The sequence below is a fragment of the Curtobacterium sp. NPDC089185 genome, assembly GCF_040685235.1.
GTDB lineage: Bacteria > Actinomycetota > Actinomycetes > Actinomycetales > Microbacteriaceae > Curtobacterium > Curtobacterium citri.
The window spans coordinates 1-26397 of sequence record NZ_JBFBHK010000009.1; the positions used below are offsets into that span (position 1 = coordinate 1).

At 73.4% G+C, this 26397-nt stretch carries 32 protein-coding genes; 18 read left to right on the forward strand and 14 right to left on the reverse strand.

The window, feature by feature from the left end:
* The first annotated feature begins 150 nt into the window (after positions 1-150).
* The 4 genes from AB0N84_RS10835 to AB0N84_RS10850 all read left to right on the forward strand — a co-directional run bounded on the left by AB0N84_RS10835 (position 151) and on the right by AB0N84_RS10850 (position 5180).
* Positions 151-720 carry a PadR family transcriptional regulator gene (locus AB0N84_RS10835; RefSeq protein WP_363546077.1) on the forward strand — a complete coding sequence of 190 codons (570 nt, stop codon included), beginning with the start codon at positions 151-153 and terminating at the stop codon, positions 718-720.
* Positions 717-1439, forward strand: a complete 723-nt coding sequence (locus AB0N84_RS10840; protein ID WP_182045259.1) for an ABC transporter ATP-binding protein — start codon at positions 717-719, stop codon at positions 1437-1439. Before AB0N84_RS10835 ends, AB0N84_RS10840 begins: the two co-directional genes overlap by 4 nt.
* Positions 1440-1498: 59 nt before the next feature.
* Positions 1499-4318 (forward strand): hypothetical protein, encoded by a 2820-nt coding sequence (locus AB0N84_RS10845; protein WP_363546081.1) that lies wholly within the window; start codon positions 1499-1501, stop codon positions 4316-4318.
* Positions 4319-4418: 100 nt separating this feature from the next.
* Positions 4419-5180 (forward strand): SGNH/GDSL hydrolase family protein, encoded by a 762-nt coding sequence (locus AB0N84_RS10850; RefSeq protein ID WP_289458080.1) that lies wholly within the window; start codon positions 4419-4421, stop codon positions 5178-5180.
* Positions 5181-5244: 64 nt separating this feature from the next.
* Here AB0N84_RS10850 and AB0N84_RS10855 read toward each other — a convergent pair whose 3' ends face one another.
* A complete protein-coding gene (locus tag AB0N84_RS10855) occupies positions 5245-5910 on the reverse strand; it encodes an SDR family NAD(P)-dependent oxidoreductase (RefSeq protein ID WP_289458081.1) in 666 nt (221 codons plus the stop codon).
* A 138-nt stretch (positions 5911-6048) separates the two neighbouring features.
* Between AB0N84_RS10855 and AB0N84_RS10860 the strand changes: the two genes are divergently transcribed.
* The 4 genes from AB0N84_RS10860 (at position 6049) to AB0N84_RS10875 (ending at position 9601) form a co-directional block, all read left to right on the forward strand.
* The gene (locus AB0N84_RS10860; RefSeq protein ID WP_363546085.1) at positions 6049-7209 is read left to right on the forward strand and encodes a PQQ-dependent sugar dehydrogenase; all 1161 of its coding nucleotides are present in this window, start codon (positions 6049-6051) and stop codon (positions 7207-7209) included.
* A 69-nt stretch (positions 7210-7278) separates the two neighbouring features.
* Positions 7279-8196 (forward strand): helix-turn-helix transcriptional regulator, encoded by a 918-nt coding sequence (locus tag AB0N84_RS10865; protein ID WP_363546088.1) that lies wholly within the window; start codon positions 7279-7281, stop codon positions 8194-8196.
* Positions 8193-8411, forward strand: coding sequence for a hypothetical protein (locus AB0N84_RS10870; protein ID WP_363546090.1), 219 nt, complete (start codon positions 8193-8195; stop codon positions 8409-8411). Before AB0N84_RS10865 ends, AB0N84_RS10870 begins: the two co-directional genes overlap by 4 nt.
* The gene (locus AB0N84_RS10875) at positions 8408-9601 is read left to right on the forward strand and encodes an MFS transporter (protein ID WP_363546093.1); all 1194 of its coding nucleotides are present in this window, start codon (positions 8408-8410) and stop codon (positions 9599-9601) included. The genes AB0N84_RS10870 and AB0N84_RS10875 overlap by 4 nt, the downstream gene beginning before the upstream one ends.
* Positions 9602-9656: 55 nt before the next feature.
* Here the strand turns inward: AB0N84_RS10875 and AB0N84_RS10880 are convergent, their stop codons facing one another.
* Entirely contained in the window at positions 9657-10628 is a 972-nt protein-coding gene (locus AB0N84_RS10880; RefSeq protein WP_363546096.1) for an NAD(P)-dependent oxidoreductase, read from the reverse strand.
* Positions 10629-10761: 133 nt separating this feature from the next.
* A complete protein-coding gene (locus AB0N84_RS10885; protein ID WP_363546098.1) occupies positions 10762-11247 on the reverse strand; it encodes a hypothetical protein in 486 nt (161 codons plus the stop codon).
* Positions 11248-11344: 97 nt separating this feature from the next.
* Here AB0N84_RS10885 and AB0N84_RS10890 point away from each other — a divergent pair, with 97 nt between their 5' ends.
* Both AB0N84_RS10890 and AB0N84_RS10895 read left to right on the forward strand, forming a co-directional pair.
* Entirely contained in the window at positions 11345-11986 is a 642-nt protein-coding gene (locus AB0N84_RS10890; RefSeq protein WP_363546101.1) for an SDR family oxidoreductase, read from the forward strand.
* Positions 11987-12100: 114 nt separating this feature from the next.
* Entirely contained in the window at positions 12101-12814 is a 714-nt protein-coding gene (locus AB0N84_RS10895; protein ID WP_363546104.1) for an alpha/beta hydrolase, read from the forward strand.
* 6 nt (positions 12815-12820) lie between these two features.
* On the opposite strand, the gene AB0N84_RS10900 is transcribed toward AB0N84_RS10895, so the two are convergent.
* Positions 12821-13522 carry an SDR family oxidoreductase gene (locus AB0N84_RS10900; protein ID WP_363546107.1) on the reverse strand — a complete coding sequence of 234 codons (702 nt, stop codon included), beginning with the start codon at positions 13520-13522 and terminating at the stop codon, positions 12821-12823.
* 93 nt (positions 13523-13615) lie between these two features.
* Here AB0N84_RS10900 and AB0N84_RS10905 point away from each other — a divergent pair, with 93 nt between their 5' ends.
* The 3 genes from AB0N84_RS10905 (at position 13616) to AB0N84_RS10915 (ending at position 15388) form a co-directional block, all read left to right on the forward strand.
* Positions 13616-14005 carry a MerR family transcriptional regulator gene (locus tag AB0N84_RS10905; RefSeq protein ID WP_182045250.1) on the forward strand — a complete coding sequence of 130 codons (390 nt, stop codon included), beginning with the start codon at positions 13616-13618 and terminating at the stop codon, positions 14003-14005.
* Positions 14006-14056: 51 nt separating this feature from the next.
* The gene (locus tag AB0N84_RS10910) at positions 14057-14857 is read left to right on the forward strand and encodes a DNA-formamidopyrimidine glycosylase family protein (protein ID WP_182045249.1); all 801 of its coding nucleotides are present in this window, start codon (positions 14057-14059) and stop codon (positions 14855-14857) included.
* 129 nt (positions 14858-14986) lie between these two features.
* On the forward strand, positions 14987-15388 hold the full coding sequence (locus tag AB0N84_RS10915; RefSeq protein ID WP_363546111.1) for an arsenate reductase ArsC: 402 nt from the start codon (positions 14987-14989) through the stop codon (positions 15386-15388).
* On the opposite strand, the gene AB0N84_RS10920 is transcribed toward AB0N84_RS10915, so the two are convergent.
* The 7 genes from AB0N84_RS10920 to AB0N84_RS10950 form a co-directional block, all read right to left on the reverse strand.
* Positions 15385-15945 (reverse strand): VanZ family protein, encoded by a 561-nt coding sequence (locus AB0N84_RS10920; RefSeq protein WP_363546114.1) that lies wholly within the window; start codon positions 15943-15945, stop codon positions 15385-15387. The genes AB0N84_RS10915 and AB0N84_RS10920 overlap by 4 nt on opposite strands.
* The gene (locus tag AB0N84_RS10925) at positions 15897-16520 is read right to left on the reverse strand and encodes a CoA pyrophosphatase (RefSeq protein ID WP_363546328.1); all 624 of its coding nucleotides are present in this window, start codon (positions 16518-16520) and stop codon (positions 15897-15899) included. Before AB0N84_RS10925 ends, AB0N84_RS10920 begins: the two co-directional genes overlap by 49 nt.
* Positions 16521-16627: 107 nt before the next feature.
* Entirely contained in the window at positions 16628-17308 is a 681-nt protein-coding gene (locus AB0N84_RS10930; RefSeq protein ID WP_363546117.1) for a copper resistance CopC family protein, read from the reverse strand.
* An 81-nt stretch (positions 17309-17389) separates the two neighbouring features.
* Complete coding sequence (locus AB0N84_RS10935) at positions 17390-17827, reverse strand: ester cyclase (protein WP_363546120.1); 438 nt, start codon at positions 17825-17827, stop codon at positions 17390-17392.
* Between the two features lie 171 nt (positions 17828-17998).
* On the reverse strand, positions 17999-18853 hold the full coding sequence (locus tag AB0N84_RS10940) for a LamG domain-containing protein (RefSeq protein WP_363546123.1): 855 nt from the start codon (positions 18851-18853) through the stop codon (positions 17999-18001).
* Complete coding sequence (locus AB0N84_RS10945; RefSeq protein ID WP_363546125.1) at positions 18850-19734, reverse strand: S26 family signal peptidase; 885 nt, start codon at positions 19732-19734, stop codon at positions 18850-18852. The genes AB0N84_RS10940 and AB0N84_RS10945 overlap by 4 nt, the downstream gene beginning before the upstream one ends.
* A 240-nt stretch (positions 19735-19974) precedes the next feature.
* Positions 19975-20628: a hypothetical protein gene (locus tag AB0N84_RS10950; RefSeq protein WP_182045243.1), complete on the reverse strand. Its 654-nt coding sequence runs from the start codon at positions 20626-20628 to the stop codon at positions 19975-19977.
* Between the two features lie 166 nt (positions 20629-20794).
* Between AB0N84_RS10950 and AB0N84_RS10955 the strand changes: the two genes are divergently transcribed.
* From AB0N84_RS10955 to AB0N84_RS10965, 3 genes are all read left to right on the forward strand, one after another.
* On the forward strand, positions 20795-21241 hold the full coding sequence (locus AB0N84_RS10955; protein WP_363546129.1) for a MarR family winged helix-turn-helix transcriptional regulator: 447 nt from the start codon (positions 20795-20797) through the stop codon (positions 21239-21241).
* 152 nt (positions 21242-21393) lie between these two features.
* Positions 21394-22323 carry an NADP-dependent oxidoreductase gene (locus AB0N84_RS10960; protein WP_363546132.1) on the forward strand — a complete coding sequence of 310 codons (930 nt, stop codon included), beginning with the start codon at positions 21394-21396 and terminating at the stop codon, positions 22321-22323.
* Between the two features lie 67 nt (positions 22324-22390).
* Positions 22391-23374, forward strand: coding sequence for a TerC family protein (locus tag AB0N84_RS10965; protein WP_069712603.1), 984 nt, complete (start codon positions 22391-22393; stop codon positions 23372-23374).
* Here AB0N84_RS10965 and AB0N84_RS10970 read toward each other — a convergent pair.
* On the reverse strand, positions 23361-23969 hold the full coding sequence (locus AB0N84_RS10970; RefSeq protein WP_363546135.1) for a TetR/AcrR family transcriptional regulator: 609 nt from the start codon (positions 23967-23969) through the stop codon (positions 23361-23363). The two genes, AB0N84_RS10965 and AB0N84_RS10970, sit on opposite strands and share 14 nt — an antisense overlap.
* A 61-nt stretch (positions 23970-24030) precedes the next feature.
* On the opposite strand from AB0N84_RS10970, the gene AB0N84_RS10975 reads away from it, so the two are divergent.
* Complete coding sequence (locus AB0N84_RS10975; protein ID WP_182045240.1) at positions 24031-24684, forward strand: NAD(P)H-binding protein; 654 nt, start codon at positions 24031-24033, stop codon at positions 24682-24684.
* Between the two features lie 42 nt (positions 24685-24726).
* Here AB0N84_RS10975 and AB0N84_RS10980 read toward each other — a convergent pair whose 3' ends face one another.
* Together AB0N84_RS10980 and AB0N84_RS10985 are read right to left on the reverse strand one after the other, a co-directional pair.
* A complete protein-coding gene (locus AB0N84_RS10980; RefSeq protein ID WP_069712607.1) occupies positions 24727-25089 on the reverse strand; it encodes a hypothetical protein in 363 nt (120 codons plus the stop codon).
* Positions 25090-25177: 88 nt separating this feature from the next.
* On the reverse strand, positions 25178-25867 hold the full coding sequence (locus AB0N84_RS10985) for a hypothetical protein (protein WP_363546139.1): 690 nt from the start codon (positions 25865-25867) through the stop codon (positions 25178-25180).
* Between the two features lie 223 nt (positions 25868-26090).
* Here AB0N84_RS10985 and AB0N84_RS10990 point away from each other — a divergent pair, with 223 nt between their 5' ends.
* Positions 26091-26360, forward strand: a complete 270-nt coding sequence (locus AB0N84_RS10990) for a GlsB/YeaQ/YmgE family stress response membrane protein (protein ID WP_069712609.1) — start codon at positions 26091-26093, stop codon at positions 26358-26360.
* The last annotated feature ends 37 nt before the right edge of the window (positions 26361-26397 follow it).

The window sequence follows — 26397 nt, forward strand, 5'->3', positions numbered from 1 at the left end:
CCCCCCCCCCGGGGGGGGGGGGGGGGGGCCGGCGGCCCCCGCGCCTCCCGTCCGTTCGTGGCCGATTCGTGACTTGCCTGCTGCCGGTCTGCTTGTGCATACTCGGTATGGGCATACGGAGTATGCCTCCGACGGTACGAGGGGGAAGTCATGAGCGTACGGATGGGCGTGCTCGCGCTGCTGGTGGGAGGACCCGGGTACGGGTACCAGCTCCGGGGGGAGTTCGAGCAACGGACCGGGGGGAGCTGGCCGCTCAACATCGGCCAGGTCTACACGACGCTCGACCGTCTGGAGCGCGACGGTCTCGTGGCCCGCGGCGACGCCGACGACGACGGACACGTCGTCTACACGGCGACCGACGCGGGTCGCGAGGCGGTCGCCCGCTGGTTCAGCGAGCCGGTGCCGGCGAAGCGCGGGCGCGACGAGCTCCCGATCAAGTTCGCCCTCGCGGTGACCGTGCCCGGTGTCGACGTCCCGCGGCTGGTGCAGGTGCAGCGTTCCGCCGCCCTCGGCACCCTGCAGGACCTGACGCGGCTCAAGCGCTCCGCCGACCCCGCGACCGACCTCGCGTGGTCGCTCGTCCTCGAGTCGATGGTGTTCCAGGCGGAGGCCGAGGTGCGCTGGCTGGACCACGTCGAGTCGGCCGTCACCCGGCACATGCCGCCACCCGCCTCCGTCACGGACGTCGCATCGGTGCGCACCGCGGAGCAAGCACGATGACCGCCCCGCTCCTCGAGCTCGACGCCGTCAGCGTCCAGTACGGCGGCGGCGCCAACGCGGTGACCGCCCTGGCAGGTGTCGACCTGCGCGTCGCGCGCGGTGAGATGGTCGCGGTCATGGGCACGTCGGGCTCCGGCAAGTCCACGCTCCTCGCCTGTGCCGGGACCCTGCTCCCACCCACCTCCGGCGAGGTCAGGATCGACGGTGAGTGGGTCTCCGACCGCCCGTCCCGCGAGCTGTCCGCGCTCCGTCGCCGGATGATCGGGTTCGTCTTCCAGGACTTCAACCTGATCCCCTCGCTGACCGCCGTCGAGAACGTGGCGCTCCCGCTCGAGCTCGACGGCTGGAAGGCCAGCAAGGCGCGTCGCGCCGCGGAGCTCGCGCTCGAGAACGTCGAGCTGTCCCACCGTGCCACCGCCTTCCCCGACGACCTGTCCGGCGGCCAGCAGCAGCGCGTCGCGATCGCCCGCGGGGTGGTCGGCGAGCGTCGACTCGTGCTGGCGGACGAACCGACCGGTGCCCTCGACTCGCAGACCGGCGAGGTCGTCCTGCGGATGCTCCGCCGGCACGTCGACAACGGGGCCGGCGCCCTGCTCGTCACCCACGACGCACGGCACGCCGCTTGGGCGGACCGGATCGTGTTCCTGCGGGACGGTCGGGTCGTCGACGAGACGGTGTACGCCGGCGTCGAGACGCTCGTCGGTCGAGCGGCATCGTGAGCGGCCGTCGGCGCAGCGCCGGCGACGATCGGGAACGGGTCGAACGACGCGGTCCCCGGGTGTCCCGGACCGTCGTCCGGAGCCGCACGCGCACGCCCGTCGCACTCGGCCCCGCCCTCCGACTCGGTCGTCGACTGGCCTTCGCCAAGGCCGGCCGCGCGGTGCTGATCCTGTCGCTGATCGGCATCCCCACCGCGGGCTTCGCGGCAGCGGCCGTGGTCGTCCAGTCGACGCTGCCCACCGTGCAGGAGCAGCTCCGGTACGACCTCGGCCACGCGGCGGCCCAGATGCGGCTGTCCGGCCCGGACCTGCCCGGGATGCGGCAGGACCCCGTGCAGTGGCAGCTGACCGACTCCGCACCGGACAGCCCGGTGACGACCGCCGACGAGGACTCGCCCTGGGCCGACCTGCTCGACCACGTGCCCGCGGGCGCCGAGGCGATCCCGGTCCGGACCACGCAGGTGGTCGTCGCCGGCCCGGAGGTCCCCGTCGCCGTCTCCGCGGACGAGGGAGCGACGTGGTCGCCCGCCCTCGACGGGCACTGGCACGTGCTCTCCGGCCGTGCACCGACCGCGCCGGACCAGGCGATGGTGACCCCCGCGACGCTCGAGCGCCTCCACCTGACCGTCGGCGACACCCTGACCGTGACCGATCCGGTGCGCCAGCGGTTCACCGTCACGGGCACCATGCGCGACGCCGCCTCCGGACCGGATGCCGAGGGAGTGTTCCTGCCGTCGGGGTCCCTGCCGGCCGAGCTCCCGTACTCGGTGCAGCGCAGCGGGTCAGACACGACCGTGTACCTGCCCGAGGTCGCCCCGACGTGGTCGGAGATCCGCGCGCTCAACGCGCACGGCATCGTCGTCGAGTCCCGTCCGGTCGTGCTCGACCCGCCAGCGGACCGGCTCGAGGGCGTCCCGACCGGGACGACCGTGGACGCGTACCTCGGAGCCATGGCACTGGTCGGGGTGTTCGCCGCCTTCGAGGTCGCACTGCTCGCGGGTGCGGCGTTCCTGGTCGGCACCCGGGCGGACACCCGCACCTACGCGATCGTCACGAGTGTCGGCGGTGGGCGGGGCTTCGTCCGTGCGGTCGTCGCCGGTTCCGGGCTGGTGCTCGGTGCGGCGGGTGCGCTGCTCGGCACCGCGCTCGGTACGGGGCTCGGCGTGCTCGCCTTCCACCTGCTCGACGACGGCAACGTCGGGACCTGGCCGGGGCTGCACGTGCCGACACTCGCCCTCGTGACGATCGCGGCGGTCGCCGTCGCCGCCGGACTCGTGGCGGCCCTGGTCGCGGCCCGTTCGGCGACTCGGGTCGACGTCCTCGCGGCCCTCCGCGGTTCCCTGCGCCCCGCGGCGGCCCGTCCCCGGACGGAACGTCGGCGGCGGGTCTGGGTCCCCGTCCTGGTCGTCACCGGGACGGTGATGACCCTGGCGTGCGGTGCCGGCGTGCTCCTGCTCAACGACCGACCCGTGCAGCAGGACCGTTGGGCGGTGCTCGCCGGCGTCGGGGTCGCGCTCGGGCCGTGCCTGGTGCAGCTCGGCGTCGCCCTGGCGTCGCCGTGGGTCCTGGCCGGCGTCGCACGGCTCTCGGCGCGCCTCGGCCTGTCCGCCCGGATCGCCGCGCGGGACGCCCGGCGCAACCCGGTCCGCACGGTCCCGGTGCTCGCGAGCGTGATGAGCGTCGTGTTCGTCGCCTCGGTCGTGATCACGTGGAGCGCCTCGGAGCACGCCCGGTTCGTCCGGGGGTACGAGTACACGACCGCCGTCGGGGTCGCGACCGCGACCGTCTCGCTGACCGACCCCGACGGGTACGGCGACGGGTACGACGCCGCCGTCACCGACCGGGCGGCGCGCGTGCTCTCCGGAGCGTTGGACGGCGTCCGGCTGCACGTGCTCGCCGTGAACCGCGAGGACGCCGGCCAGGAGTCGACCACGATCACCACGCCGCACGACTTCGTCCGGCGGGACTGCCCGACCTCCGACACGACCGGCTGCGCGACCTTCCTGCAGAGCGTCGGGAGCGGTGAGCCGCACATCGCGGCGGGGACGCTCGACGACTACGCCCTGCTCACCGGGCACCGCCCGTCCGCCGAGGTCCGACGGGCGCTCGCGGACGGCGAGGCCGTGTCGCTCTGGCCCGAGTACGTCCACGACGGGGCGGTCCGGATCGACAGCTTCCGGGACCGCACGATCGACGACACCGCACTGCTCGAGGACACCCGCCCCGACGCCTCGACGACGATCCCGGCCGTGGTCGACGTGCAGACGCCACGGATCAAGATCGGGGTCTTCATGACCCGGGAGACGGCAGCGGCACACGGGGTCCCCCTGGTCGACGGCCTGCTCGCGATGCACCTGCCCCAGGACCTGACCCCGTCCCAGTACGACGAGCTGTCGTCCGCGTGGCAGAGCAACGGCGGCGCGGACCGGGAACGATGGGGTGGTCCGGGCTTCGCCTACGAGCGCGGACCGGTGGACGAGCAGGCGACGGTGCAGGCCCTCGTGCTCGCCCTCGCCGCGGCGGTGACGATCGGCGCCACGGCCGTCGCCGTCGGGCTCGCCCGGTCCGACGGTCGCCGCGACGACGAGGTCCTCGACGCGATCGGGGCCGCCCCGGTCCTGCGCCGACGGGTGTCCGCCTGGCAGGCAGCGATCCTCACCACCGTCGGCGCGGTCGTCGGCACGCTGCTCGGGTTGCTGCCGATCCGGGCGCTCACCCTGCGGTTCGACGGCGGTCCGACGGGGACCACGCACCTGCCGTTCGTAGCCGACTGGCCCGTGCTTGCGCTCCTCGCGCTGGGACTGCCCGTCGTCGTCACGGTGGGCACGTGGCTGGTGTCCGGCCGGGGCCGTCGACCGGCGGTGCGCCGTGCGCACTGACCGCGAACCTGTGAGCCGCCCAGAGGACCCTCAGCCACGCCGCCGGTTCCCCAGGTCGGGGGACTGGTCCGCGCGGTCGATCCGCGGGATACCTGTACCTGTGACCCGCACCACCCGCCTCGCCCTCGTCGCGAGCATCGTCTCCGCCTCCTGCATCGTCGGCGCCGGCGCCTTCGTCCTCTCGTCGACCCACACCGCCAGCGCCGACGACCGCCCGGTCGCCGCGGCGGTGGGCACGCGGGTCGAGCGGAGCGCCGAACTCCCCCGGCCGAGCACGCCGGACCAGGTCGTCACGGGGGCCCTCGACACCCCCGCGCTGTCCGACGCCGTGCCGTTCGCGTACGCCGGGGACTCGATCACCGCCCGACCCGACTCGTGGCTGCACCAGCTCGAGGCGGACGACCGGCTGCACGCGGTCGGCGGCTACGCCCACAGCGGGTACCGCGCCGACCAGGTGCTCGCCGAGATCGGTCCGGTGCCGCAGGCCCGCGTCCTCGTGGTCGAGGTCGGCACGAACGACGTCAACCAGGCGGTCCCGACCGAGCGGACGATCGCGGGCGTCGACGCCATCGTGCGCAAGGTCGGGGCGGAGCGCGTGCTCGTCGTCGCCGGGCCGCCCGCCGACTGGACGTGGAGCCGCTGGGGAGCCGACCGACGCACCGGACAGCTCGTCCTGACCGACGCGCTGCACGCCGACGCCGACCGGCACGGGTGGGCCTTCGTCGACCCCTTCCGGGCGATCCGCGCCGCGGACGGCGCCTACGTGCCGGGCACCTCGCCCGACGGCATCCACCCGACGGCCGAGGCGAACCGCGGCGTCGCCGCGGCGATGGCCGACGCGATCGAGCGCACCGCGCGCTGACCGCGACCACCGACGGACGGAAGGCCCGTGGCGACCCCGCCACGGGCCTTCCGGCCGTACCGGATCACTCGGGCAGCGGCTCGGCGTACGTCCGGAAGTCCCCGCGCTCGGTGTGGATGGTCCAGAGGCGCTCGGCGATGGCCGCACCGGAGTGGTCGTCCTGGCCGTCGTCGATGCCGAACGGGATGATCAACTGGCCGACGTGCACCTGCTCCTCGGCGACGGCGTCGTGCAGGAGCTGCGCGTAGGCGCTCTCCCCGGCGAAGGCGACCGAGGTCCCGGTCACCCGCGCGCCCGGACGGACCGCGCTGCCGCCGTTGACGAACAGGATCGTGCCCTTGCCGATGGCCCGCATGCCGGGCAGCACCTGGCGCACGGCGTTCACCGAGCCGTAGACCGAGAACTCGATCGGGCCGACGAGGTCCTCCGCCGTGGTCTCGAGGACCGGACGCATGTACTCCTTGGCCGGCAGCGGGCTGTACTGCAGCACCTCGATCGGGCCGAGCTGCTCGGTGGCGGCCTCGAGGGCGGCGCGGAGCGAGTCCCCGTCCCGCACGTTCGCGGCGAACCCCTGGGCGCGGTACCCGGAGTCGCGGAGCTCGGCGGCCAGCGAGTCCAGCCGGTCCTGGTTGCGGGAGATCAGTGCGATGTCGAAGCCCTCGCGGCCGAAGCGGTCCGCGACGGCGAGCCCGAGGCCCTTGCCGGCGCCGACGATGGCGATGGTGGTCATGGATGGTCCTCTCCGACCGGGAACGATGTGCTGCCGACGGTAGGCCGGTGCGCGCAGCGGTGAGGGGTTGTGCCGGGAACCCCCAGGGCTTTCCCGACCGCAGCGTGTGGACTCGCACCACGACCCGGGAGGAACACCGTGGACAGCACCCGCACGACCCGCAGCACGCTCCGCAGCCGCCGCACCTGGTCCGCCGTCGGGCTGGCCGCCGTGACCGCCCTCGCCCTGGCCGGTTGCTCGGACGACCGGGGCGCGACCGACTCCGGCGACGCCGCGCAGAGCAGCACCGCCAGCCCGCCGTCCGACCTCGCGGCCGGTCAGGTCGCTCCGGACGGTGCCACCTCCGACGTCGTCAGCGGGCTCGAGTCCCCGTGGTCGGTCGTCCCGGTGGGCGAGGACGGTGACGCGTTCGTCAGCGAGCGGGACTCCGCCCGCGTGCTCGAACTGCGCGCGGACGGCTCCACCCGCGAGGTCGGCACGGTCGCCGGCGTCCGGCACGGCGGCGAGGGCGGACTGCTCGGCCTCGCCCTGCACGACGACGACCTGTTCGTGTACTCGACCGCCGAGGACGGCAACCGGATCCAGCGCTACGAGCTCACCGGGGACACGGGCTCGTGGCGGCTCGGTGACGCCACGACCGTGATCGACGGCCTGCCCGCGAACACCTTCCACGACGGTGGCCGGATCGCGTTCGGTCCCGACGGCATGCTCTACGCGAGCGTCGGGGACGCCGGCAACCGGTCCGAGGCGCAGGACCGCGACTCGCTCGCGGGCAAGATCCTCCGGATGACGCCCGACGGCGCGGTGCCCGACGACAACCCGTTCGACGGCTCCCCGGTGTGGTCGCTCGGCCACCGGAACGTGCAGGGCATGGGCTGGGCGGCGGACGGCACCATGTTCGCCGCGGAGTTCGGCGAGAACCGCTGGGACGAGCTCAACGTCGTCGAACCGGGGAAGGACTACGGCTGGCCCGAGGTCGAGGGCACCGGTGGCGAGGACCGCGGCTTCGTCGACCCCGTGCAGCAGTGGTCCACCGACGAGGCGTCGCCGAGCGGGCTGACCGTCATCGGTGACACCGTCTTCGTCGCGAACCTCAAGGGCGAGTCCGTGCGGGGTGTGCCGGTGTCCGACCCGTCGACCGCGACCGAGTACTTCGCCGGGGACTTCGGCCGCATCCGGACGGTGCTGCCCGGGCCGGACGACACGCTCTGGTTCGTGACGAACAACACCGACGGCCGCGGCGACCCCCGCGACGGTGACGACCGGATCGTCTCGGTCCCCCTGACGACCGGCAGCTGACGACCGGCAGCTGACGGGGGTTCCGGCAGCACCTCGTTGCCGTGGCCGTGCCGTCGTAGCGTGGAGCGCATGGACCACCGTGACGAAGCCCGAGACTTCCTGTCGAGCCGTCGCGCCCGGATCACCCCGGAGCAGGCCGGCATCCGGACCTCCGGGACGCGGCGACGCGTCACGGGCCTCCGGCGCGAGGAGGTCTCGGGCCTGGCAGGGGTGAGCATCGACTACTACACCCGGCTCGAGCGCGGGAACCTGCAGGGCGTCTCCGACAGCGTGCTCGACGCCGTCGCCACGGCGCTGCAGCTCGACGCGGCCGAGCACGAGCACCTGCGCGACCTCGCACGGCACCAGAACGAGGCGCCGCGCCGGGCCGCTCGGAACGTCCGGGTCGCCGCCGTGCGACCGGAGCTGCAGTACCTGCTCGACGTCGTGACCGAGGCCCCCGCGATGATCGTGAACAACCGCCAGGACATCGTCGCCGCGAACGCCCTCGGGTGGGCCCTGCACGCCGCGCTCGTCACCGGGGACCGCCCGATGAACTTCTCGCGCTTCATCTTCCTCGACGCCCGGGCGCGGGACTTCTACCAGGACTGGGACCGCGCAGCGCACACGAACGTCGCGATCCTCCGACGCGAGGCCGGCCGGAGTCCGCGCGACCGGGACCTCGCTGCGCTCGTCGGCGAACTGTCCGTGCGCAGCGAGGACTTCCGTCGGCTGTGGGCCGCGCACGACGTCCGACGGCACTACGCGGGCGTCAAGGCGTTCGACCACCCGGTGGTCGGCCCGATCGAGCTGCACTTCCAGTCGCTCGAGCTGGCGGAGGACCCCGGCCTGAGCCTCACCGTCTACCCCGCGACGCCGGGCAGCCCCACCGCCGACGCGCTCCGGGTCCTCTCCTCGTGGGCGGCGACCGAACGGATCGCCGACCGCGCGACCGGGCGGATCGCCGACCGCGCGACCGGGCGGACCACCGAACGGGAGGACGCGTGAGCGACACCTCGTCGGTCGAGACCGCACGGGCGCTGCCGGCGTCGTCGCGCTGGGACCGTCTCCGCTTCCGCTGGCACGCCGAGCAGGAGATCCACGACCTGACCCGCGACCGGGAGCACGAGGAACGCGTCGTCGCCGAGGCGACCGTCCGCCTGCAGCCCGGACCGTGGAACATCGCGCTGCTGTTCCGTCGGGACGCCGGGTCCCACCGGTGACCGCCGCGATGACGACCGGTCGCACGGTCCTGTTCGCCGTCGCGGGCGGAGCGGCCGTCGGCAACCTGTACTGGGCGCAGCCCCTGCTCGACGACGTCGCCGCCGACCTCGGGACGTCCTCGGCGCTGGCCGGGCTGCTCGTCACCCTGACCCAGGTCGGCTACGCGCTCGGCATCCTGCTCGTGGTCCCGCTCGGCGACGTGCTCGACCGGCGTCGGCTCGTGCCGGGCGTACTGCTCGCCTCGGCCGTCGCACTGGTCGGCGCCGCCGTCGCCCCGGGGTTCACCACCCTGCTCGTCGCGCTCGCCCTGGTCGGCACGACGACGGTCGCCGGGCAGCTGCTCATCCCGCTCGCGGGCGACCTCGCCGACCCGGCGGCGCGGGGCCGGGTGGTCGGGACCATCGCCTCCGGGGTGCTGACCGGCATCCTGCTCAGCCGGACGGTGAGCGGCGTGATCGCCGGGTTCGCCGGGTGGCGCACGGTGTACGTCGTCGCCGCGGTCGCCGCGGTCGTGCTCGCCGTCCTGCTGCGGCGGGCGATCCCCGAGCTGCCCCCGCGCGAGCGGGTGGCGTACCCCCGGCTCATCGGCTCGGTGTTCCGCGCCGTCGGTGCGCACCGTGCGGTCCGCGTCACGCTCGTGATCAGCGCCGCCGTGTTCGCGGTCTTCACGATGTTCTGGACCTCGCTGACGTTCCTGCTCAGCGCCCCGCCGTACGGGTGGTCGACGACCGCGATCGGTGCCGTCGGACTCGTCGGGCTGGCCGGTGCGGTGGCCGCGCAGCGGGTGGGACGGTTGCACGACCGCGGGTGGTCGGTGCCGGTCACCGGCGGTGCGCTGGTCCTGGTCCTCGTGTCGCTCGTGGTCGCCGGGCTCGGTGCCGGGTCGGTCCCGGTGGTGCTCGTCGCCGTCCTGCTGCTCGACGTGGGCGTGCAGGCGACGAACGTTCTGAACCAGACGCGCCTGTTCGCGATCGACCCCGCCGCGCGGAGCCGGCTGAACACGGCCTTCGTCACGAGCAACTTCGTCGGCGGTGCGATCGGCTCGGCCGTGGCCGGGGTGCTCTGGAACGCCGGCGGGTGGACCGCGGTGACGATCGGCGGTGCGGTGCTCGTCGGCTTCGCGACGACCGTCTGGGCCGTCCACCGGCGCCGTGCGCTCGTGGTGCCGGAGCGCACGGCGCCCGCCTGACCCGACCACCGCGATCGCCGTGACCAACGCGCTGCCCCGGCCCGATCCGGCGCCGTCAGGGACGGAAGGACGCGTCGACCCCGAGGTCGCCGTGCTCGGCCTGCCAGCGCAGGGCATCGCGGACCGTCTCGGACGCGGTGTACGCCGGTGCGTACCCGAGCAGCCGCTCCGGCTTCTCGGTGCTGAACACCTGACTGCGCGACAGGTGCTCCCAGCTCGCGTCGGCGTGCTCGGTGGCCGTGGTCTCGCGGAACCGGTCCCAGCTGACGGACTCGAGCCGTGCCTCCCGACCGGACCACGACGCGACCAGCGCGGCGTACCCGCGCACGGTGAGCGCCGTCGGGGCGGTGGCGAAGAAGTCCTCACCGGCGGCGGCGTCCCGCTGCTCGACGGCCAGCTGGAAGAGCTGGGCGACGTCGTCGGCGTGCACGTGCGCCATCGACTCGGCGCCGAGCCCAGGGACCTCCACGACCTCGCCCGCGGACAGCCGGGTGACGACCGTCGGGTCGAGGTTCCCCAGCGGGCCGATCGGCAGCCACCCCGGACCGCTGATGTGCCCCGGGTGGATCGAGGTCGTGACGACACCCCCATCGGCGGTTTCCTGCTTGAGCATCCGGGCGATGGCGTCCTTCTGGGTGCCGTACTCACCGAAGGGCGGTGTTGCCGTCTCCTCCGTGATCGGCAGGACGTGCGAGACGCCCGCGCGCCAGATCGAGCCGCAGTGCACGAGGTGCGTGCCGCTCCCGCGGAGCGCACGGACGAGCTGCTCGGCGGACTCGAGCGTGAAGCAGACGAGATCGACGACGGCGTCCGCGGCGAGCGCCGCGATGCGGTCGCCGAACGTGCCGTCGCGGTCCTCCTGCTCCCGGTCAGCGGTGACGCGCTCGACGCGCTCCCACTCCGGGGCGTCGGCGTACGGGGTGCTGGTGCCGCGCGAGACGGCCACGACGCCGTGGCCGGCGCGGACGAGACGGGGGACGAGGAACGTGCCGATGTGGCCGGTGGCTCCGATGACGACGATGCGCATGGCGCTCACGCTAGGCGCGCGTCCCCGGGAGCGGCAGGCCCTGGTGGTGCCTCCGACGTCACGGACAGGAGGCGCGACGGACGGGAGGCGCGGGTCGTCGCCGACCCGCACCTCCCGTCACGTCGTGGTCGGGTCAGACCGTGCGGACCGCCCGCACCGACCCGGCGATGACCGCCGCGTCCTCGGCGACGGCACCGACTGCGTCCGGGAGCCCGGCGCTGCTGAGGAGCTTGCGCGCGGCCCAGCCCGCGAAGCTGCCGACGATCGCGCCGACGCCGCCGAGGATCGCACCCTCGAGGCGGAGGTCGCGGCTGCCGGTCGTGCCGAGCGCCGCACCGGCGAGCGCACCGGCGCCGATGCGCCCGATCAGCCCGACGGGCGAGATGCGCGCGGGGGCCTTCTTCGACTTGTCACCGATGAGCTCGCCGACCGCCGACGCGACGAGCAGCCCGCGGCCCAGCGGCGTGCTGAAGGCCTTCCACTGCTGCCAGTCGCCCTTGAGGGCCTTGTTGTCGTGGTTCAGGGCGAGGACGGCCAGCGGGGTGCCGCTCCGTCCGCCGCTGAGGACCCCGAGGGCCAGGGTGCGGACCAGGGTGTGCTGTTCGTGCTGCTTGCTCATGGTTCTCCCGTCGTGTCAGGTCGGACGGTACTCGCGCACCGCTCGGGGGACGCAGCGGTCCGCGTCGTTCGGAGCCGCCCCGCGTACCGTCCCGGTCATGAGCAACGTCATCCTGTTCGGCGGCCACGGCAAGGTCGCACTCCTGGCCACCCGCATCCTCACCGAGCGGGGGCACCGCGTCACGTCGGTGATCCGGAACCCCGACCAGCAGGACGAGGTCCGCGCGCACGGCGGGGACCCGAAGGTCGCTGACGTGCAGGAGCAGTCGCTCACCGACTTCGCCGACCTGGTCCGCGGGCACGACGCCATCGTCTGGTCGGCCGGTGCCGGTGGCGGTTCGGCCGACCGCACGTGGGCGATCGACCGCGACGCCGCGGTGCTCTCGGTGCAGGGCGCGGCGCAGGCCGGGGTGGACCGGTTCGTCATGGTCTCGTGGGCCGGGTCGCAGCTCGACCACGGGGTGCCGCAGGACCAGGACTTCTTCGCGTACGCGCAGTCCAAGATGATCGCCGACGCGGTGCTCCGCGACTCCGACCTGCAGTGGACCGTCGTCGCACCGAGCACCCTGACCGACGACGAGCCGACCGGGTCGGTCGACTGGGACGGTTCGGCGTCGCAGGTGCCGCGCGGGGACGTGGCGCACGTGGTGGCCGACGTGCTCGAGGACCCGTCCACCGCGGGGCGCACCATCCGCTTCAACGAGGGGTCGACCCCGATCGCGGACTTCCTGCGGGCGTAGTCACTGCGCTCGAGCTGTCGCGCGACGCGCGTTGCGCCACGCTCGTCGCGCGACGAGCGTCGCTGTGAGCGAACCGGGCGGACGAGGGTCGGGTGGGGTGCCTAGGTTCGGTCCATGACCGCAACCGGCACCGCCCCGACCCTCGTCTTCGTGCACGGCGCCCTCGTCCGTGACGGCTCCTGGTGGTGGCGCCCCACCGCCGACCTGCTCCAGGAACGCACCGGGGTCGCGAGCGTCGCCGTCGCCCTGCCGTCGTGCGGCGAGACCGACGCCGACGGGGGCGACCTGCAGGACGACGCCTCCGCACTCCGGGCGGTGCTCGACGCCCACGACGACGTCGTGCTCGTCGGGCACTCCTACGGCGGCACGGTGATCGCCGAGGCCGGCGCGCACCCGTCCGTCCGGCACGTCGTGCTCGTGTCGAGCTACACGCCGCCGGTCGGGGCCTCCCAGGGCTCGACCATGAGCGGCGAGCCCGACCCGGTCGCCGTCCGGGTCGACGACGGTCGGGTCGTGCTCGACGGGTACGACGAGGCGTCCTTCGGGGCCCGCTTCCTGCAGGACGCCGACGAGCCCCTGCAGCGCGACGCGTTCGCCCGGACGACGTCGCAGGACGCGGCGGCCTTCGGCGCGACGACGACCCGGACCGGGTGGGCCGACGTCGACTCCACCGCCGTGGTGTGCACCGAGGACCGCAGCACCACGGTCGCGCTGCAGCGGTCGCACGCGGCCCGGGCGACCGCCACCGTGGAGCTCCCGACCGGGCACCACCCCTTCATCAGCCGCCCGGACCTCGTCGTCGAGCTGCTCGAGCCGCTGCTCGCCTGATCCGGCTCAGGCGAACTGCGCGTAGAACGCCTCCGGCGCACCCTGCAGCGATGCCTTCACCCCGCGGCTCCACTCGTCGACGAGGACCTCGGCCACACCGGCCTCGACCCCGTCGAGCGACGCACGGGCGACGTCCGCCGGGTCGACCATCGAGCCCTCGTACCCGGCCATGATGTCGGTGTCCGCCGCTCCGAGGTGGAGCCCCTGCACGGTGATCCCGGCGGACGCGAGCTCGAGCCGCACGGCGTTCGTCAGGTTCCACTCGGCGGCCTTCGCGGCCGCGTACCCGCCCGACCCCGGGTACACGAACCACGACAGGGCGGACAGCACGTTGGCGACCGCGCCGCCGCCGTTCCGCTCGATGACCGGCGCGAAGGCCCGCAGCACCGACAGCGTGCCCCAGTAGTGCGTGTCCATCTCGCGACGGGCGTCGGTCAGGTCGCCGCGCAGGAGCGACCCCGTCGTGGCGATGCCGGCGTTGTTGACGAGCAGCGTGACGTCCTGCGCGGCCGCGGCTGCGGCGGCGACCGAGGCCTCGTCGGTGATGTCGAGCGGCAGCACCTCGACGCCCTCGACGTCGACGAGCTCGGGGCGACGTGCGGTCGCGTAGACCTTGCTGGCGCCCCGCTCGAGCAGCTGCGTGACGAACCGGCGGCCGATGCCCCGGTTCGAGCCCGTGACGAGTGCGACGGATCCGGCGATGTCCATGGTGTCCTCCTGCCGAGCGGGCGTCTCCCGCACCGGCTCGGCTACGGTAGGACCTGACATCAGTGTCAGGTGCAAGCACGGATCGGAGCAGGCATGCGCATCGGGGACCTCGCGGCGGCGACGGGGGCGAGCGTCCGCTCGCTGCGGTACTACGAGCAGCAGGGACTGCTCACGGCGACCAGGACGTCCGGCGGCCAGCGCTCGTACGCCGGGACCTCCGTCGAGCGGGTGCAGCTCGTGCAGCAGTTGTTCGCGGCCGGTCTGCCGAGCCGGACCATCGTGCAGCTCCTGCCCTGCGTCGACGCCGGCGTGGCCACGGCGGAGTCGTTCGCGCTGCTCGTGGCCGAACGCGACCGGATCACCGCACAGCTCGCCGACCTCGAGGCCGCCCGAGCCCGCCTCGACGAGGTCATCGCGATCTCCGAGCACCCGACGCCGGAGCACTGCCCGGCCCTGCGCGAGCCGACGACCGCCGCGGCCTGAGCCCGCGTCGGGCCCGACGGGGCTGTCGGTGGCCGGCCGTACCGTGACGGCATGCCCGAGGGTGACTCCGTCCACCGCCTGGCTGCCCGGCTCCGCAGCACGGACGGTGCCCTGGTCGCGCGGGGTGAGCTCCGCGGCGGCCCCGATGCCGGTGCGACCGTGGCCGGTCGACGCATCGTCGCCCACGCCACGCACGGCAAGCACCTGCTGACCCGCTTCGACGACGGCTCGACCCTGCACACCCACATGCGGATGACCGGCTCGTGGACCGTCACCGCCGCCGGACGCCGACTCCCCGTGCACGCCGCGCGCGAGGCCCGGGTCCGGATGGCCCTCGACGACGGCCGGACGGTGTGGGGCATCGCGCTGCCCGTGGTCGAACTGCTCCCGACCCGCGACGAGCACCGCGCCGTCGGACACCTCGGCCCCGACCTGCTGCACGACGACCCGGACCTCGACGAGGCGGTCCGGCGCTGCACCGCCGACCCGGACCTTCCGGTGCGGACGGTCCTGCTCGACCAACGCCGGGTCGCCGGCCTCGGGAACCTCTGGGCCAACGAGCTCGGCTTCATCCGCGGGCTCCACCCCGACCGGCCGATCGGCTCCGTCGACGTGCCGCCCCTGCTCGAGACCGCGCGTCGGATGCTCCGGCACTCGGCGACGACGCCCGACGCGTACCAGGTGACGACGGGCGTCCTCCGCCGCGGCGAGCGCCACTGGGTCGTCGGCCGCGCCGGGCGTCCGTGCCTGCGCTGCGGCACGCGCGTCCGGGCCCGCGACGACGTCGAGGTGGTCGGCTCCCCGCCCCGCCGGGTCTGGTGGTGCCCCCGCTGTCAGCCGGCGGCCGTCTGACGGACCACGCGCCGGACGGGAGGCTCCCCCACCGGCCCGCCCCGCGCCTCCCGTCCGGCGCACCGACCGTTCACCGCGGTGCGGCAGGATGGCCGCGTCCCCCACCCGACGACCCTCCCGGAGCAGACCGTGTCCGACCAGAAGCCCGCCGTCCTGTTCGTCTGTGTCCACAACGCCGGCCGGTCCCAGATGGCCGCCGGGTGGCTGCGTCACCTGGCGGGCGACCGCGTCGACGTGTTCTCCGCAGGGTCCGAGCCCGCGGACCGGATCAACGCGGTCGCGGTCGCGGCGATGGCCGAGGAGGGCATCGACATCGCCGGCGAGCAGCCCGCCGTCCTGACCACCGACGCCGTGCGACAGGCCGACGTCGTCGTGACGATGGGGTGCGGGGACGCCTGCCCGGTCTTCCCGGGCAAGCGGTACGAGGACTGGGCGCTCACCGACCCCGCCGGTCTGCCGATCGAGCAGGTCCGACCGGTGCGCGACGAGGTCCGTCGCCAGGTGGAGACCCTGCTCGGCGAGCTGCTCTAGCGTCCGCCGGCCCGGGTCAACGTCGGCGCGGCCCGACGACGCACGAGCGCCAGCGCCGCCGCGGCGAGCAGGCCGCCGATCACCGCGCCGATGGCGTTCGTGACCAGGTCGCTCGTGTCACAGGCCCGCCCGATGCCGAGGACGAACGCCTGCGCCGCCTCGATCAGGGCGGACAGGCCGATGCCGGCGGCGGTCACCAGCACCGGTCGACCGGAGCGGAGTCCGGCCAGGAACACGACCGGGACGAACAGGAGCACGTTCGCGATCGACTCGACCGCGGTCGGCGCGAGGGACGGCAGGCCCGCCGAGCACACGACGGCGTCCGAGGCGGAGCCCTCCGGGTACAGGGTGAGCCCGAGCACGGCGAGGAGCGCCAGCACCGCGAGCACGAGGGTCAGCCGGGGCGCCCGGGCCAGCAGCACCCCGAGGAACGGGGCGACGACGACGACCACGACGAGGACGCCGAAGACGAGCCAGGGCACCTGGACGAGCAGGGTGGAGAGCAGGGTCAGGTCCTCCGGGGAGCGGGGAGGGGCAGCTCCCGCGCCTCGTCCCACGGCTCCGACCAGCCGAGCCGGTCGAAGAGCGCGTCGAGGAGCATCGCCGTGAACCCCCAGAGCGTGTGGACGCCCTGGTCCGACCGTACCGTGAACGCCGGCCCCCGCCACTCCTGGCCACCGCGCCGCAGCGCGGTCACGCCGCGGTTCGCCGGGTCGAGGAGGTCGGCGACGGGCGTCCGGAACACGGCGGCGGACTCCCGCTCGTCGACGACCCGTACGGGGCTGGGCTCCCGCCACCAGCCGAGCACGGGCCGCACCAGGTGGTTCGAGTGGGCGAGCGGTACGGCCGGCAGGGTCCCGAGGACCTCGACGCCGGACGGGTCGAGACCGGTCTCCTCCCGGGCCTCGCGGAGGGCGGCGGACACGGTGTCCGGGTCGCCCGGGTCGACGCGTCCGCCGGGGAAGGCGACCTCACCGGGGTGCGAGCGGAGGGTCGACGCGCGGGCGAGCAGCAGCACGTCGAGGTCGCGGTGCACGGCCGGTGCCGCGGCGGGGCGCTCGCTGGGCGTGCGGTCGAGGACGCCGAACAGCATGAGGACCGCGGCCGCACGTGGATCGGGCGTGGCCGGCATCGCGGGGACGAGGGGCGCGGCCCCGGGAGCGGCGACGGCGGCGAGCGCTGCACGTGCGGCACGTGCGGTGCCTCCCGCGTCAGCCGGTCCGGCGCCGTCGGCCGGCGTCACCGGTCGGTGCCGTGCTCGGCCGTGTCGGTGCCGTCCGCGCTGTCGTCGGCGGGCACGGCGGTCCGACGGGTGCGCAGGGCGCGGATGCCGACGACGGCGGCGAAGGCGACGACGGCCAGTGCGACGAGCAACAGCAGGACGGTGTGGTGCTGGTGTCCGCCGACCGGGGCGGCTGCCTGCGTCGCGGCGATCTCGTCGGTGGTCCCCGTCACGGCGTCCGCGGTCGCCGTCGCGGTCGCGGTCGGCTCGGAGGCCGCCGTCGTGGGGCCGCCAGTCGGCGTCGCCGCGGTCGCACCCGTCGACGTGAAGCCGTACTCGCCGGAGATCGGGTGCCCGTCGACCGAGACGCTGCGCCACTGCACGCGGTACGCACCGGCGGCGGTGAGGTCGACGTCCTTCGCGATGGTCGTGCCCTCGATCCGGACGTCGCCGACGGTCCGTTCGGTTCCCCCGCCGTCGGTGACGCTGATGACGATCCCGGTCTGCAGCCCGGACAGCGGCGGCTCGGACAGGGTCAGCGTGACGCGGTCGAGGTCACCGGAGACGCTCGAACCGGCCGCCGGGTCCGAGCCGACGAGGGCGTCGTGCGCGGATGCCGGACCGGCGACGAGGACGATCGGTGCGATCGCTGCGATCGCTGCGACGACGACGCTGGCGAGGAGGGCTCGGAGACGCACGGGTGCCTTTCATCGGCTGACGACCCGGCAGGGACCGGACCTCCCGAGCGTACCCGGGCTCCTCCTCGCGGAGCCGCGATGTCAGGCCTTGCTGACGAACTGCACGTCGGACGAGCCCAGCTGCAGCTGCTCCTCGATGCCCTTCTGGTCCGTCGACCCCCACCGCTCGGCGATCTTGCCGTCGACGAACTTCGACACCTGGATGCCGCGCACGGTGAACTCGCGACCGGTCGGCTGGTGTCCCTGGAACGGGCCGGTGTGGGTGCCGTGGATGGTGAAGACGGCGGTGATGAAGTCGTCGGTGACGACGAGCGGGTCGGCCTCGAGCGTGAGGTCCGGGAAGGCCGTCGTGAACTCGGTCCAGAAGTCGACGATGCCGGCGAGACCGGGAGCCTGTCCGGGCGCCGGGTCGTGGTCGACGACGTCCTCGTGCCAGGCCTCGTGCATGCGGCTCCAGTCGCGGGCCTCGAGGATCCCCCCGAGCTGCTCCTGTGTGGCGGCGTTCGCGTCCTTGCTCATCTGTGTTCCTCCCGTGGTCGGACGGTGAGTGTCCTGACTACGCCCGCTCCCCGTGCACGACCGGGGCGTCCGCGGGACGGCTGTCCGGTCGGCGAACGCGGGACGCGACGGACGGGAGGCGCGTGGCGACCCCGCCACGCGCCTCCCGTCCGGCAGTCCGTCCGGCCGCGGTCAGCGACCGGCGGCGTAGTGGTTCGCGACCTGGGTCGCGGTGAGCTCCGTCGTGTACACCGCCGCGAAGCGCATGGTGCCCGTGAAGTAGTAGTTCGCCGGAGCGCCCGGCCACCCGCTGATCGTGTCGTACCCGACGCGGAAGTACCCGGTGTAGTTCTCCGGTGCCGTGAACGCCGTGTTCGAGGCGACGAGGGTACCGTCGAGGTACAGCCGCATGCCGTTCGCGGGCGACATCGTCGACACGACGTGGTGCCACGCACCGTCGGTCACGGCCCGCGGCGAGGTGATCACCTGCGTGGTGCCGTTGTACGAGCCGAACACGAGCTGCCCGGCGGTGTTGACGTAGATCTGCCGGTCGTGCTGGCCCGAGGTGGCGACCTGGTTGCTGCCGAAGCCGATGAGCAGCCCGCCGGCGACCGTGGTGCGGAACCAGACCTCCTCGCTGAAGGTCGTCGGGTTCACGACCGACTTCGGCGTCGACACGAAGCTGTTCGAGCCGTTGAGCTGGTAGGACGAGCCGGTGTCCCGGACGCAGGCGTTCGGGCTCGGCGTCGTTGCGGTCATCGTGCCCTGGTAGGTGCCGTTCGCGGCCTTGCCCGAGGCGTCGACGGCGGTGGTCGATCCGGACGCCTCGCCGAGTCGGTACGCGAAGAGGGCACCGGAGGCGTCGGACGCGACGGCGGCCGAGCACGTGAAGTACGGCGCCGTCGCGGCGGAGTTGCCGCTGTTCGTGACCCGCGCGCTGTAGGCGGAGCGGGTCGGCGCGAACTGGTTGAGCATGACGACCACGGCGAGGGCGAGGACGAGGAGGGCGGCGACGACGCGGCCGTCGCGCAGGGAGCGGGTGATCACGAGGCGCGCACCGGTTCGATGCGGCCGACCGACAGGCAGAGGACGAGCGGCACCAGGCAGACGGCGACGAGCGCGGCCCAGCCGACCGGGTCGAGGTCGATGTTCGACGTCAGGTGGTAGTACCCGTTCCGGCTGAGCTCGTCGATGACGACCCGGCCGACCTGGCCGTCGACGAGGTGGACGGTGTTGCCGCCGTGCGCCTCGACGCGGACCGGGAAGATGCCGGACGACACGATCGTCGCCTGGACGCCGTCGGGGCTCGAGGTGTTCGTGATCGTGGTCACGTTGACGAAGGGCTTCAGCACGAAGGCTGCGTACGAGGTGGTCAGGGCGCCGCCGGCGATGCGCAGGCAGGTGCGGGTGACCCGGTCGGTGAACGCGCTCGTGAGGGTCCAGATGAGCAGGGTGCCGACGAGCAGGATCGGTGCGGCGCGGAACAGCCAGCCGAGGTGCGGCACGAGCAGCGCCGGCGTGCCGATGACGTCGGCCTGCGTGAGCGTCCACGGGTCGGTGGCGCCGTTGATGTCGCCGCGGGTGTGGATCCCGCCGTCGGCGTCGACGGCGATGATGCGGTGCGTGTAGACCACGCCGGGGTTCGCGTCCGTCGAGAAGGTCACGACGTCCCCGACGCGCAGCGTTGCGACGTCGACCGGCATGTCGAGCACGAGGGTGCCGACCGGGGCGGCCTGGCCCATGGACGGCGTCTCGACGACGAACCAGCGGCCGCCGGCGGAGAGGAACAGGACCGCGGCGGTGAGCAGCACGGCGGCGATCGCGGCGACGGCCCAGGCGAGGGCGGTCTCGGTGCGGCTGGTGGCCCGCCCGCGCAGGATCGGCAGGTCGAGCGTGCCGCTGAGCGGGATCGCTGCGGTCTGGCTCATGTGCTGCTCCGGTGGGGGTCGGCCGCTCGGGGCGGCTGCAGGTGCGTGGTGCTGTGTGTGGGGGGGGGAGGCGGCGCTCGACCGATGGGGGGCGGGTCGAGCGCCGCCGGGGTGGACGTCACCCGGCCGGAAGGGGGGAGGCCGGTCGGGGGGCGTCGGTCCTGGGGGGTGGGGTGGGGGTGGTGCTCGCGCACCGGCGGATCGGGATCAGGGGCGACCCACCGGTGCGCCGTCCGGTGATCAGGCCGTGAAGGTCCAGGTCATCGGGACCGAGGCCGCGAGGCCCTGGTAGGTGTTGCCGGCGGACGGGTCGAGGGTCACCGCGAAGTTGAACGGGACGGTCGCACCGGCGGCCGGGGCCGCGGGCATCGTGAAGGCCGAGGCCGCCGCGCCCTTGAAGCTGGCGAGGGTGCCGCTGAAGACGGTGGTCGAGCCCGAGGTGATGACGAGGTTCATCTTGGCGCAGAGGTCGGTCGCGGTGCCGTTCTGGGCGCCGTTGTTCGACTGCGTGCAGGTGGCACCCGGGGTGAGCGTGAAGGTCGCGGCGTTCGCGGTGCCCGTGTTCTTGATCGAGATCGCGGTGTTGACGGTGTTGCCCGGCGTCATCGTCGTGCTGCCGCCGAACTTGTTGATCGTCGAGCAGGTCGCGGCGTTGGTCGAGACCGAGCCGCCGTCGGTGCTGAGGCAGGTGACGGTCGCGCCGGCGTTCTGCTCCTGCATGACGAGGGTGCCGGTGGCGGCCGAGTTGGCGTTGTTCGTGATGCTCGCGGCGAACCCCGACAGCGTGCCGGTGAGGGAGAGCGAGAGCAGGACGGCCGCGAAGATGCCGGCGAGGAGCGCCACGGGGGCGAAACGGATCCGCTTCAGCGCGGAGGTGCGGAGCTTGGTGGACACGGTGTACCTCATCGTTCGGTGGTTTGTCGGGAGCGTGGGGAGCAAGTCGTTCGGGCCGACTTGCTTCAATGATCAAGATAGTCACTCGTTCACCAAGTTGACCACTCGTATACTCACCCCAGAGCGGGGGACGCCCCGTGCCCCCCCCTCCGACGGAAGCAGACCAGTGACCCAGATCGACGACGCCGACCTGATGACCGCGTTCGCCGCCGTGGTGCGGGCGAACGCGAGCCTGGTCGGGCAGTTGAGCGCGCGTGCCGGCATCCACGAGAACGCCCTCCGCGCCCTCGTGCTGATCAGCGACACGGGGTACTCGACCCCCACCGAGGTCGCCGGGTACCTCGGGCTCACGTCGGGCGCGGTGACGAACATGGTCGACCGCATCACCACCGCCGGCCTGGTCGAACGGGCGCCCAACCCCGACGACCGCCGCGGCTCCCTGCTGCGCCTCCTGCCCGCGGGCGAGGCCGTGGTCGAGGACTACCGGACCCGGTACGGCGCCATGCTCCGCGCCGTCGACGGCTCGCACGACGGAGCGTTGCACGAGGTCCTCAACGCGCTGGCGACGAGCCTCTACGAACAGGCGGCCGACGCGCTCGGCGAGCGCGCGTAGACGGCGACCAGCAGGACGGCCTGGAGGCGCGTGGCGGAGTCCGCCACGCGCCTCCAGGCAATTCTGCACTCCCTTGTTGCTTCGAACTCGAAGCAGGTGTAGCGTCTCCCCCAGATGCTTCGAACTCGAAGCACACGACGGAGGAGCACATCATGAAGGCAATCCGGTTCCACGAGGTCGGCGGACCCGAGGTCCTGCGCACCGAGGACGTCGAGCGTCCCGAGCCCGGCGCGGGCGAGGTCCGGGTGCGGGTCGCCGCATCGGCGTACAACGCGGCCGACGGCGGCATGCGCGGCGGCTTCCTGCCGATCCCCGTCGTCCTCCCCCACGTCCCCGGCTACGACGTCTCCGGCACGGTCGACGCGGTCGGCGAGGGCGTCACGGACCTCGCGGTGGGCGACCCGGTGGTCGGGTTCCTGCCGATGGAGCACGACGGTGGCGCGGCCGAGTACGTCGTCGCCCCGTCCGACGCACTCGTCGCCTCCCCGACGAGCATCCCGCTCGTCGACGCCGCCGCGCTGCCCTCGGTGGCCCTCACGGCGTGGCAGGCCCTGGTCGACGACGGCCACCTGACCGCCGGGCAGCGTCTGCTCGTGGTCGGCGCCGGCGGCGTCGTCGGGAAGTACGCGGTCCAGCTCGCGAAGCGGCTCGGCGTGCACGTCGTCGCGACCGCGAGCCCGCGCAGCGCCGAGGCGGTGCGGGCGGCCGGGGCGGACCAGGTCGTCGTCCACACCACCACCGACCTGCACGACGTCGTCGACGAGCGGGTCGACGTGCTCCTCAACCTCGCGCCGATCGAACCCGAGGCGTTCCGTGCCCTCGTGTCGCTCGTCCGCGACGGCGGCGCGGTCGTCAGCACGACGGCCTTCATGGCGACGCCCGGCGACGAGGACCGTGCCGTCCGTGCGGCCACCGTCTTCGTGCGACCGGACCGCGAACGCCTCACGGAGCTCGTGTCCCTGGTCGACTCCGGCGCGCTGCGGGTCGAGGTCACGCGGCGCATCACGCTCGACGAGCTGCCGGCACTGCACGCCGAGGCCGAGGCGGGACGCATCGCGGGGAAGGTCGTCGTGACGGTCTGACCGCGCGTCGTGGCCGACGGGGTCCAGCGGTGCACCGCTGGATCCCCGCATGCCCCAGACTGGAACGATGCCCCAGCTCCCCGTCGTCTTCGAGGTCGGCTCCATCATCGCGCTGGTCGCGATCCTGCTCGTCGACCTGCTCATCGTCGCCCGGCGGCCGCACGTGCCGTCGCTGCGGGAGTCCGGAGCGTGGGTCGGCGTCTACGTCGGACTGGCGCTCGTGTTCGCCGTCCTCATGCTCGTGTTCGCGGGCGGGGACGCCGCCGGGCAGTTCGTCGCCGGCTGGCTGACCGAGTACAGCCTGAGCATCGACAACCTGTTCGTCTTCGTCATCATCATGGCGCGCTTCTCGGTGCCGAAGCAGATCCAGCAGGAGGTGCTGATGCTCGGCATCATCATCGCGCTGGTCCTGCGGGGCATCTTCATCCTGGTGGGCGCCCAGCTCATCGAGGACTTCTCCTGGATCTTCTACCTGTTCGGCGCCTGGCTCATCTGGACCGCGATCCAGCAGCTGCGCGAGGACGACGACGCGGAGCAGCAGGACAGCGCGCTCGTGCGACTGCTCCGCCGGCGGGTGCGGATCACGGACGACTTCGACGGCATGAAGTTCCGGGTGACGCACGACGGGGCGAAGCACTTCACGCCGCTGCTCATCGTGCTCATCGCGATCGGCACGACCGACCTGCTGTTCGCCCTCGACTCGATCCCGGCGATCTTCGGCATCACCGAGAGCGCGTTCATCGTCTTCACCGCGAACGTCTTCGCCCTGATGGGGCTCCGGCAGCTGTACTTCCTGCTCGGCGGGCTGCTCGAGCGCCTGGTCTACCTCAAGTACGGGATCGCGCTCATCCTGGCGTTCATCGGCGTGAAGCTCGTGCTGCACGCCCTGCACGAGAACGAGCTGCCGTTCCTGAACGGCGGCGAGGGCTTCGCCTGGGCACCGGAGATCCCGACGTGGGTGTCCCTCGTGGTGATCCTCGTCGCCATGGCGGGTGCGACCGGGGCCAGCCTGGTGCGGATGCGGCGCGACGGGGAGCTCAGCCGGCGCTGATCGCGCGGACGGCGAGCGCGGAGCCGAGCATCATCTCCATCGCCTCGCCGACCAGGCGGTCGCCGTCGCCGCGGGCGATGCGCCGCGAGGACACCAGCGACGCGATCCCCTGCACGGTGGCCGCGAACAGCATCTTGAACGCATCTCGGGCACCTTCATCGAGGTCGTCAGAGCGTGGACCCATCGCACTGTCGAGCACCGTGAACAGCTCCGCGGCCGCCTCGGCGACCCGGGGTGGACCGCCACCCGCCTGCGCCTTGGCCTGGAACATCAGGTCCATGAGGGCCGCGTCGTCGATGGCGAAGTCGACGTAGGCCCCGGCCACGCGGAGGAAGCGTGCGCGCACGTCGTCACCCGGCTCCCCGAGCGCCGCGCGCACGTCGGCGGTGAGCCGCTGGAAGCCGGCCTCGGCCAGGGCGTCGAGCAGCGCCTGCCGGTCGACGAAGTGGCTCCGAGGTGCGCCGTGGCTGACCCCGGCCCGCCGCGCGAGGTCGCGCAGGGAGAGTCCGTCGACGCCGGACTCGCGCAGCACCGCCGTCGCCTCGTCGAGCAGCACCGTGCGGAGGTTCCCGTGGTGGAACGGTCGCTCGGCCATGCGGTCATCCTACCGACATCTAGCCATTGACTACATTCTTGTCAGTGTCTAGATTGAATGCATGACCACGACACAGACCCTGCTGGTGTTCGGCGCGACCGGCCAGACCGGCCAGCACTTCACCCGACTCGCGCTCGAGGCCGGCCACCGCGTGCGCGCCGTCGCCCGGACGCCCGCCAAGCTCACGGCCCGGCACGACGCCCTCGAGGTCGTCCAGGGGAGCATCGACGCGGACCTCGACCTCGACGCACTGCTCGACGGCGTCGACGGCGTCGCGCTCATGATCGGCGACCGGGTGGCGCAGCAGGAGCGGCTCGTGAACACCGAGTTCGTCCGCCGACTCGTCCCCGCCATGCGCCGTTCCGGCACGCGCCGGCTGCTCTACCAGGCCGGTGGCCTCAGCGCCGCGCCGGGCAAGCGGCTCATGCCGGTGCTCCGTCTCGTCCGCTCGACGATCGCGCGGTCCTTCGACGGGCAGCACCGGGACAACGAGGCCGTGATGCGGTACCTCGACACCGAGGCCCGTGACCTCGCATGGGTGGCGCACCGCGCGGGCATCGGGTCGGACGGACCCTCGAAGGGTGTGCTCCGGCGGTCGGCGACGTGGATCAGCATCGGGACGTTCGTCGACTGCGCGGCGTACAACCTGCGGCTGCTGTTCGACGACGATGCGGTGCACTCGTGCGACGGGAGCGCCTACCGACGGGGCCGGTGAGCCACGGGGGCTCACCCGTCCACCGCTCCCCGGTCCGTCCGGTCAGCGGGGCTCGTCCACCAGGGCGACGAACCGGCTGCCGACGCCGTAGACCGCACGGCGCTCGGTGCCCGCGGCCGGGCGGGGTGCCTCGTCGAGGTCGTGGTGGTCGCAGACCAGGACCGTCCAGTCCGGCCACCACTTCTTCGGCCGCTCGGCCTCGGAGAACCCGCAGACCGCGCACTCGAGGTCGGCCCACACCCGCTTCGCGCCCGTCCGGTTCGCCCGCGACTGCACGAGCCACGCGGGCGGGTCCTGCTCGATCCGCTCGAGCTCGGCCTCGCTGACGTGCGACGGGATCCCGTGGCGGGCCGCCATCTCGAGGGGGATGTCGAGCCGTACGGCGGCGTCACGTCGGGAGAGCATCCGCCCAGGGTAGGTCGTCGCGCACGCCCGTGCCGACCACGACGGCGGGCCAGGCGGGTGGATCGGGCCGGTGGATCGGGCCGGCGGATCAGGCCGGCGGTGCGGACCGGTCCCCCGGCAGCTCCACGGCGGAGCCACCCACCGCACGCCGACGCTGCGGCGGAGCCGACGGCCGGTGCGCCTCCGGCATCGCGAGGGCACGGCGACGAGCTGCCTCCGCCCGTCCGGCACCCGACACCGCCGCGACGAACGTCGCCGACTGCAGCACGGCGAACACGGGCGGGACCAGCAGCAGCGTCAGTCGGTCGGTGGTCGCGGCCCCGGCGACCAGGAGCCCCAGCCCCCCGAGCACCCACGCGACGGGCAGCCAGACGAACCGCTCGGCGAGGACCGTCGACGGACCGATCGACCGCTCCGCGCGAGCGATGACCTCGTCCCGGTCCTCGGGCGCCATCGCCGGCGGCCGTGCGGCGAACTGGCGGTCGATGCGCTCCTGCCGGCGCCAGTCCCCCGTCAACCCCTCGGGCGGCACGGGACCCATCGCGGCCACCCGAACGAACGGCGCGACGAGGCACCCCGCGGCGCCGGCGAGGAGGACCACGGCGAGCAGGTCACGGATGCCGGACCCGGTCGACAGCGACCCCCGGACCACGTCCGCGACCACGAGGAACGCACCGACGACCACGGCCGTCGCGCCGCACACCACCGTCCGCCGTCGGAGCCTCCCCGCATCGACGAACTCCGCACGCCGCGAGCGCACCACGCGCCATCCGACCATGAAGCCACCGTCACGCACGGACCGATCTTGTCCCCCGACCCCGAACATGCGCACGGCCCGAGTGGTACAAGTAGTTAGTCGAACTAGTCAGCGGTCGAGACGAGGACGCCGATCCGGCGTCACTCCCGACTGCGGCTCCCGGGCAACACCGGCGGGCTGCGTCCCCCACACGGCACTCCAGTGCCCGACCGTCCACAACGACCAACACTGCAAAGGACTTCCCATGAGCTTCCTCGGCTTCATCCTCCTCGGCCTCATCGCCGGCGCCATCGCCAAGCTGATCCTCCCCGGCCGTCAGGGCGGCGGCTGGCTCGCCACCCTCGTGCTCGGCGTGATCGGCGCCCTCATCGGCGGCTGGATCGGTGGCGCGGTCTTCAACGTCGGCTACGACGGCTTCTTCAGCATCCAGTCCTGGATCATCGCGATCCTCGGCGCCCTCGTCGTCCTCGTCATCTGGGGCTTCATCACCGGTCGTCGCGGCAGCCGCGCCTGACGCGACAGCACGACGGACGGGAGGCGCGGTGCCAGCT

Coding starts and splice junctions, on each gene's coding strand:
- AB0N84_RS10835 (WP_363546077.1), top strand. CDS start 151: ATGAGCGTACGGATGGGCGTGCTCGCGCTGCTGGTGGGAGGACCCGGG.
- AB0N84_RS10840 (WP_182045259.1), top strand. CDS start 717: ATGACCGCCCCGCTCCTCGAGCTCGACGCCGTCAGCGTCCAGTACGGC.
- AB0N84_RS10855 (WP_289458081.1), bottom strand. CDS start 5,910: ATGACCACCATCGCCATCGTCGGCGCCGGCAAGGGCCTCGGGCTCGCC.
- AB0N84_RS10865 (WP_363546088.1), top strand. CDS start 7,279: ATGGACCACCGTGACGAAGCCCGAGACTTCCTGTCGAGCCGTCGCGCC.
- AB0N84_RS10880 (WP_363546096.1), bottom strand. CDS start 10,628: ATGCGCATCGTCGTCATCGGAGCCACCGGCCACATCGGCACGTTCCTC.
- AB0N84_RS10885 (WP_363546098.1), bottom strand. CDS start 11,247: ATGAGCAAGCAGCACGAACAGCACACCCTGGTCCGCACCCTGGCCCTC.
- AB0N84_RS10890 (WP_363546101.1), top strand. CDS start 11,345: ATGAGCAACGTCATCCTGTTCGGCGGCCACGGCAAGGTCGCACTCCTG.
- AB0N84_RS10895 (WP_363546104.1), top strand. CDS start 12,101: ATGACCGCAACCGGCACCGCCCCGACCCTCGTCTTCGTGCACGGCGCC.
- AB0N84_RS10900 (WP_363546107.1), bottom strand. CDS start 13,522: ATGGACATCGCCGGATCCGTCGCACTCGTCACGGGCTCGAACCGGGGC.
- AB0N84_RS10905 (WP_182045250.1), top strand. CDS start 13,616: ATGCGCATCGGGGACCTCGCGGCGGCGACGGGGGCGAGCGTCCGCTCG.
- AB0N84_RS10910 (WP_182045249.1), top strand. CDS start 14,057: ATGCCCGAGGGTGACTCCGTCCACCGCCTGGCTGCCCGGCTCCGCAGC.
- AB0N84_RS10925 (WP_363546328.1), bottom strand. CDS start 16,520: ATGCCGGCCACGCCCGATCCACGTGCGGCCGCGGTCCTCATGCTGTTC.
- AB0N84_RS10935 (WP_363546120.1), bottom strand. CDS start 17,827: ATGAGCAAGGACGCGAACGCCGCCACACAGGAGCAGCTCGGGGGGATC.
- AB0N84_RS10945 (WP_363546125.1), bottom strand. CDS start 19,734: ATGAGCCAGACCGCAGCGATCCCGCTCAGCGGCACGCTCGACCTGCCG.
- AB0N84_RS10960 (WP_363546132.1), top strand. CDS start 21,394: ATGAAGGCAATCCGGTTCCACGAGGTCGGCGGACCCGAGGTCCTGCGC.
- AB0N84_RS10965 (WP_069712603.1), top strand. CDS start 22,391: ATGCCCCAGCTCCCCGTCGTCTTCGAGGTCGGCTCCATCATCGCGCTG.
- AB0N84_RS10970 (WP_363546135.1), bottom strand. CDS start 23,969: ATGGCCGAGCGACCGTTCCACCACGGGAACCTCCGCACGGTGCTGCTC.
- AB0N84_RS10975 (WP_182045240.1), top strand. CDS start 24,031: ATGACCACGACACAGACCCTGCTGGTGTTCGGCGCGACCGGCCAGACC.
- AB0N84_RS10980 (WP_069712607.1), bottom strand. CDS start 25,089: ATGCTCTCCCGACGTGACGCCGCCGTACGGCTCGACATCCCCCTCGAG.
- AB0N84_RS10985 (WP_363546139.1), bottom strand. CDS start 25,867: ATGGTCGGATGGCGCGTGGTGCGCTCGCGGCGTGCGGAGTTCGTCGAT.
- AB0N84_RS10990 (WP_069712609.1), top strand. CDS start 26,091: ATGAGCTTCCTCGGCTTCATCCTCCTCGGCCTCATCGCCGGCGCCATC.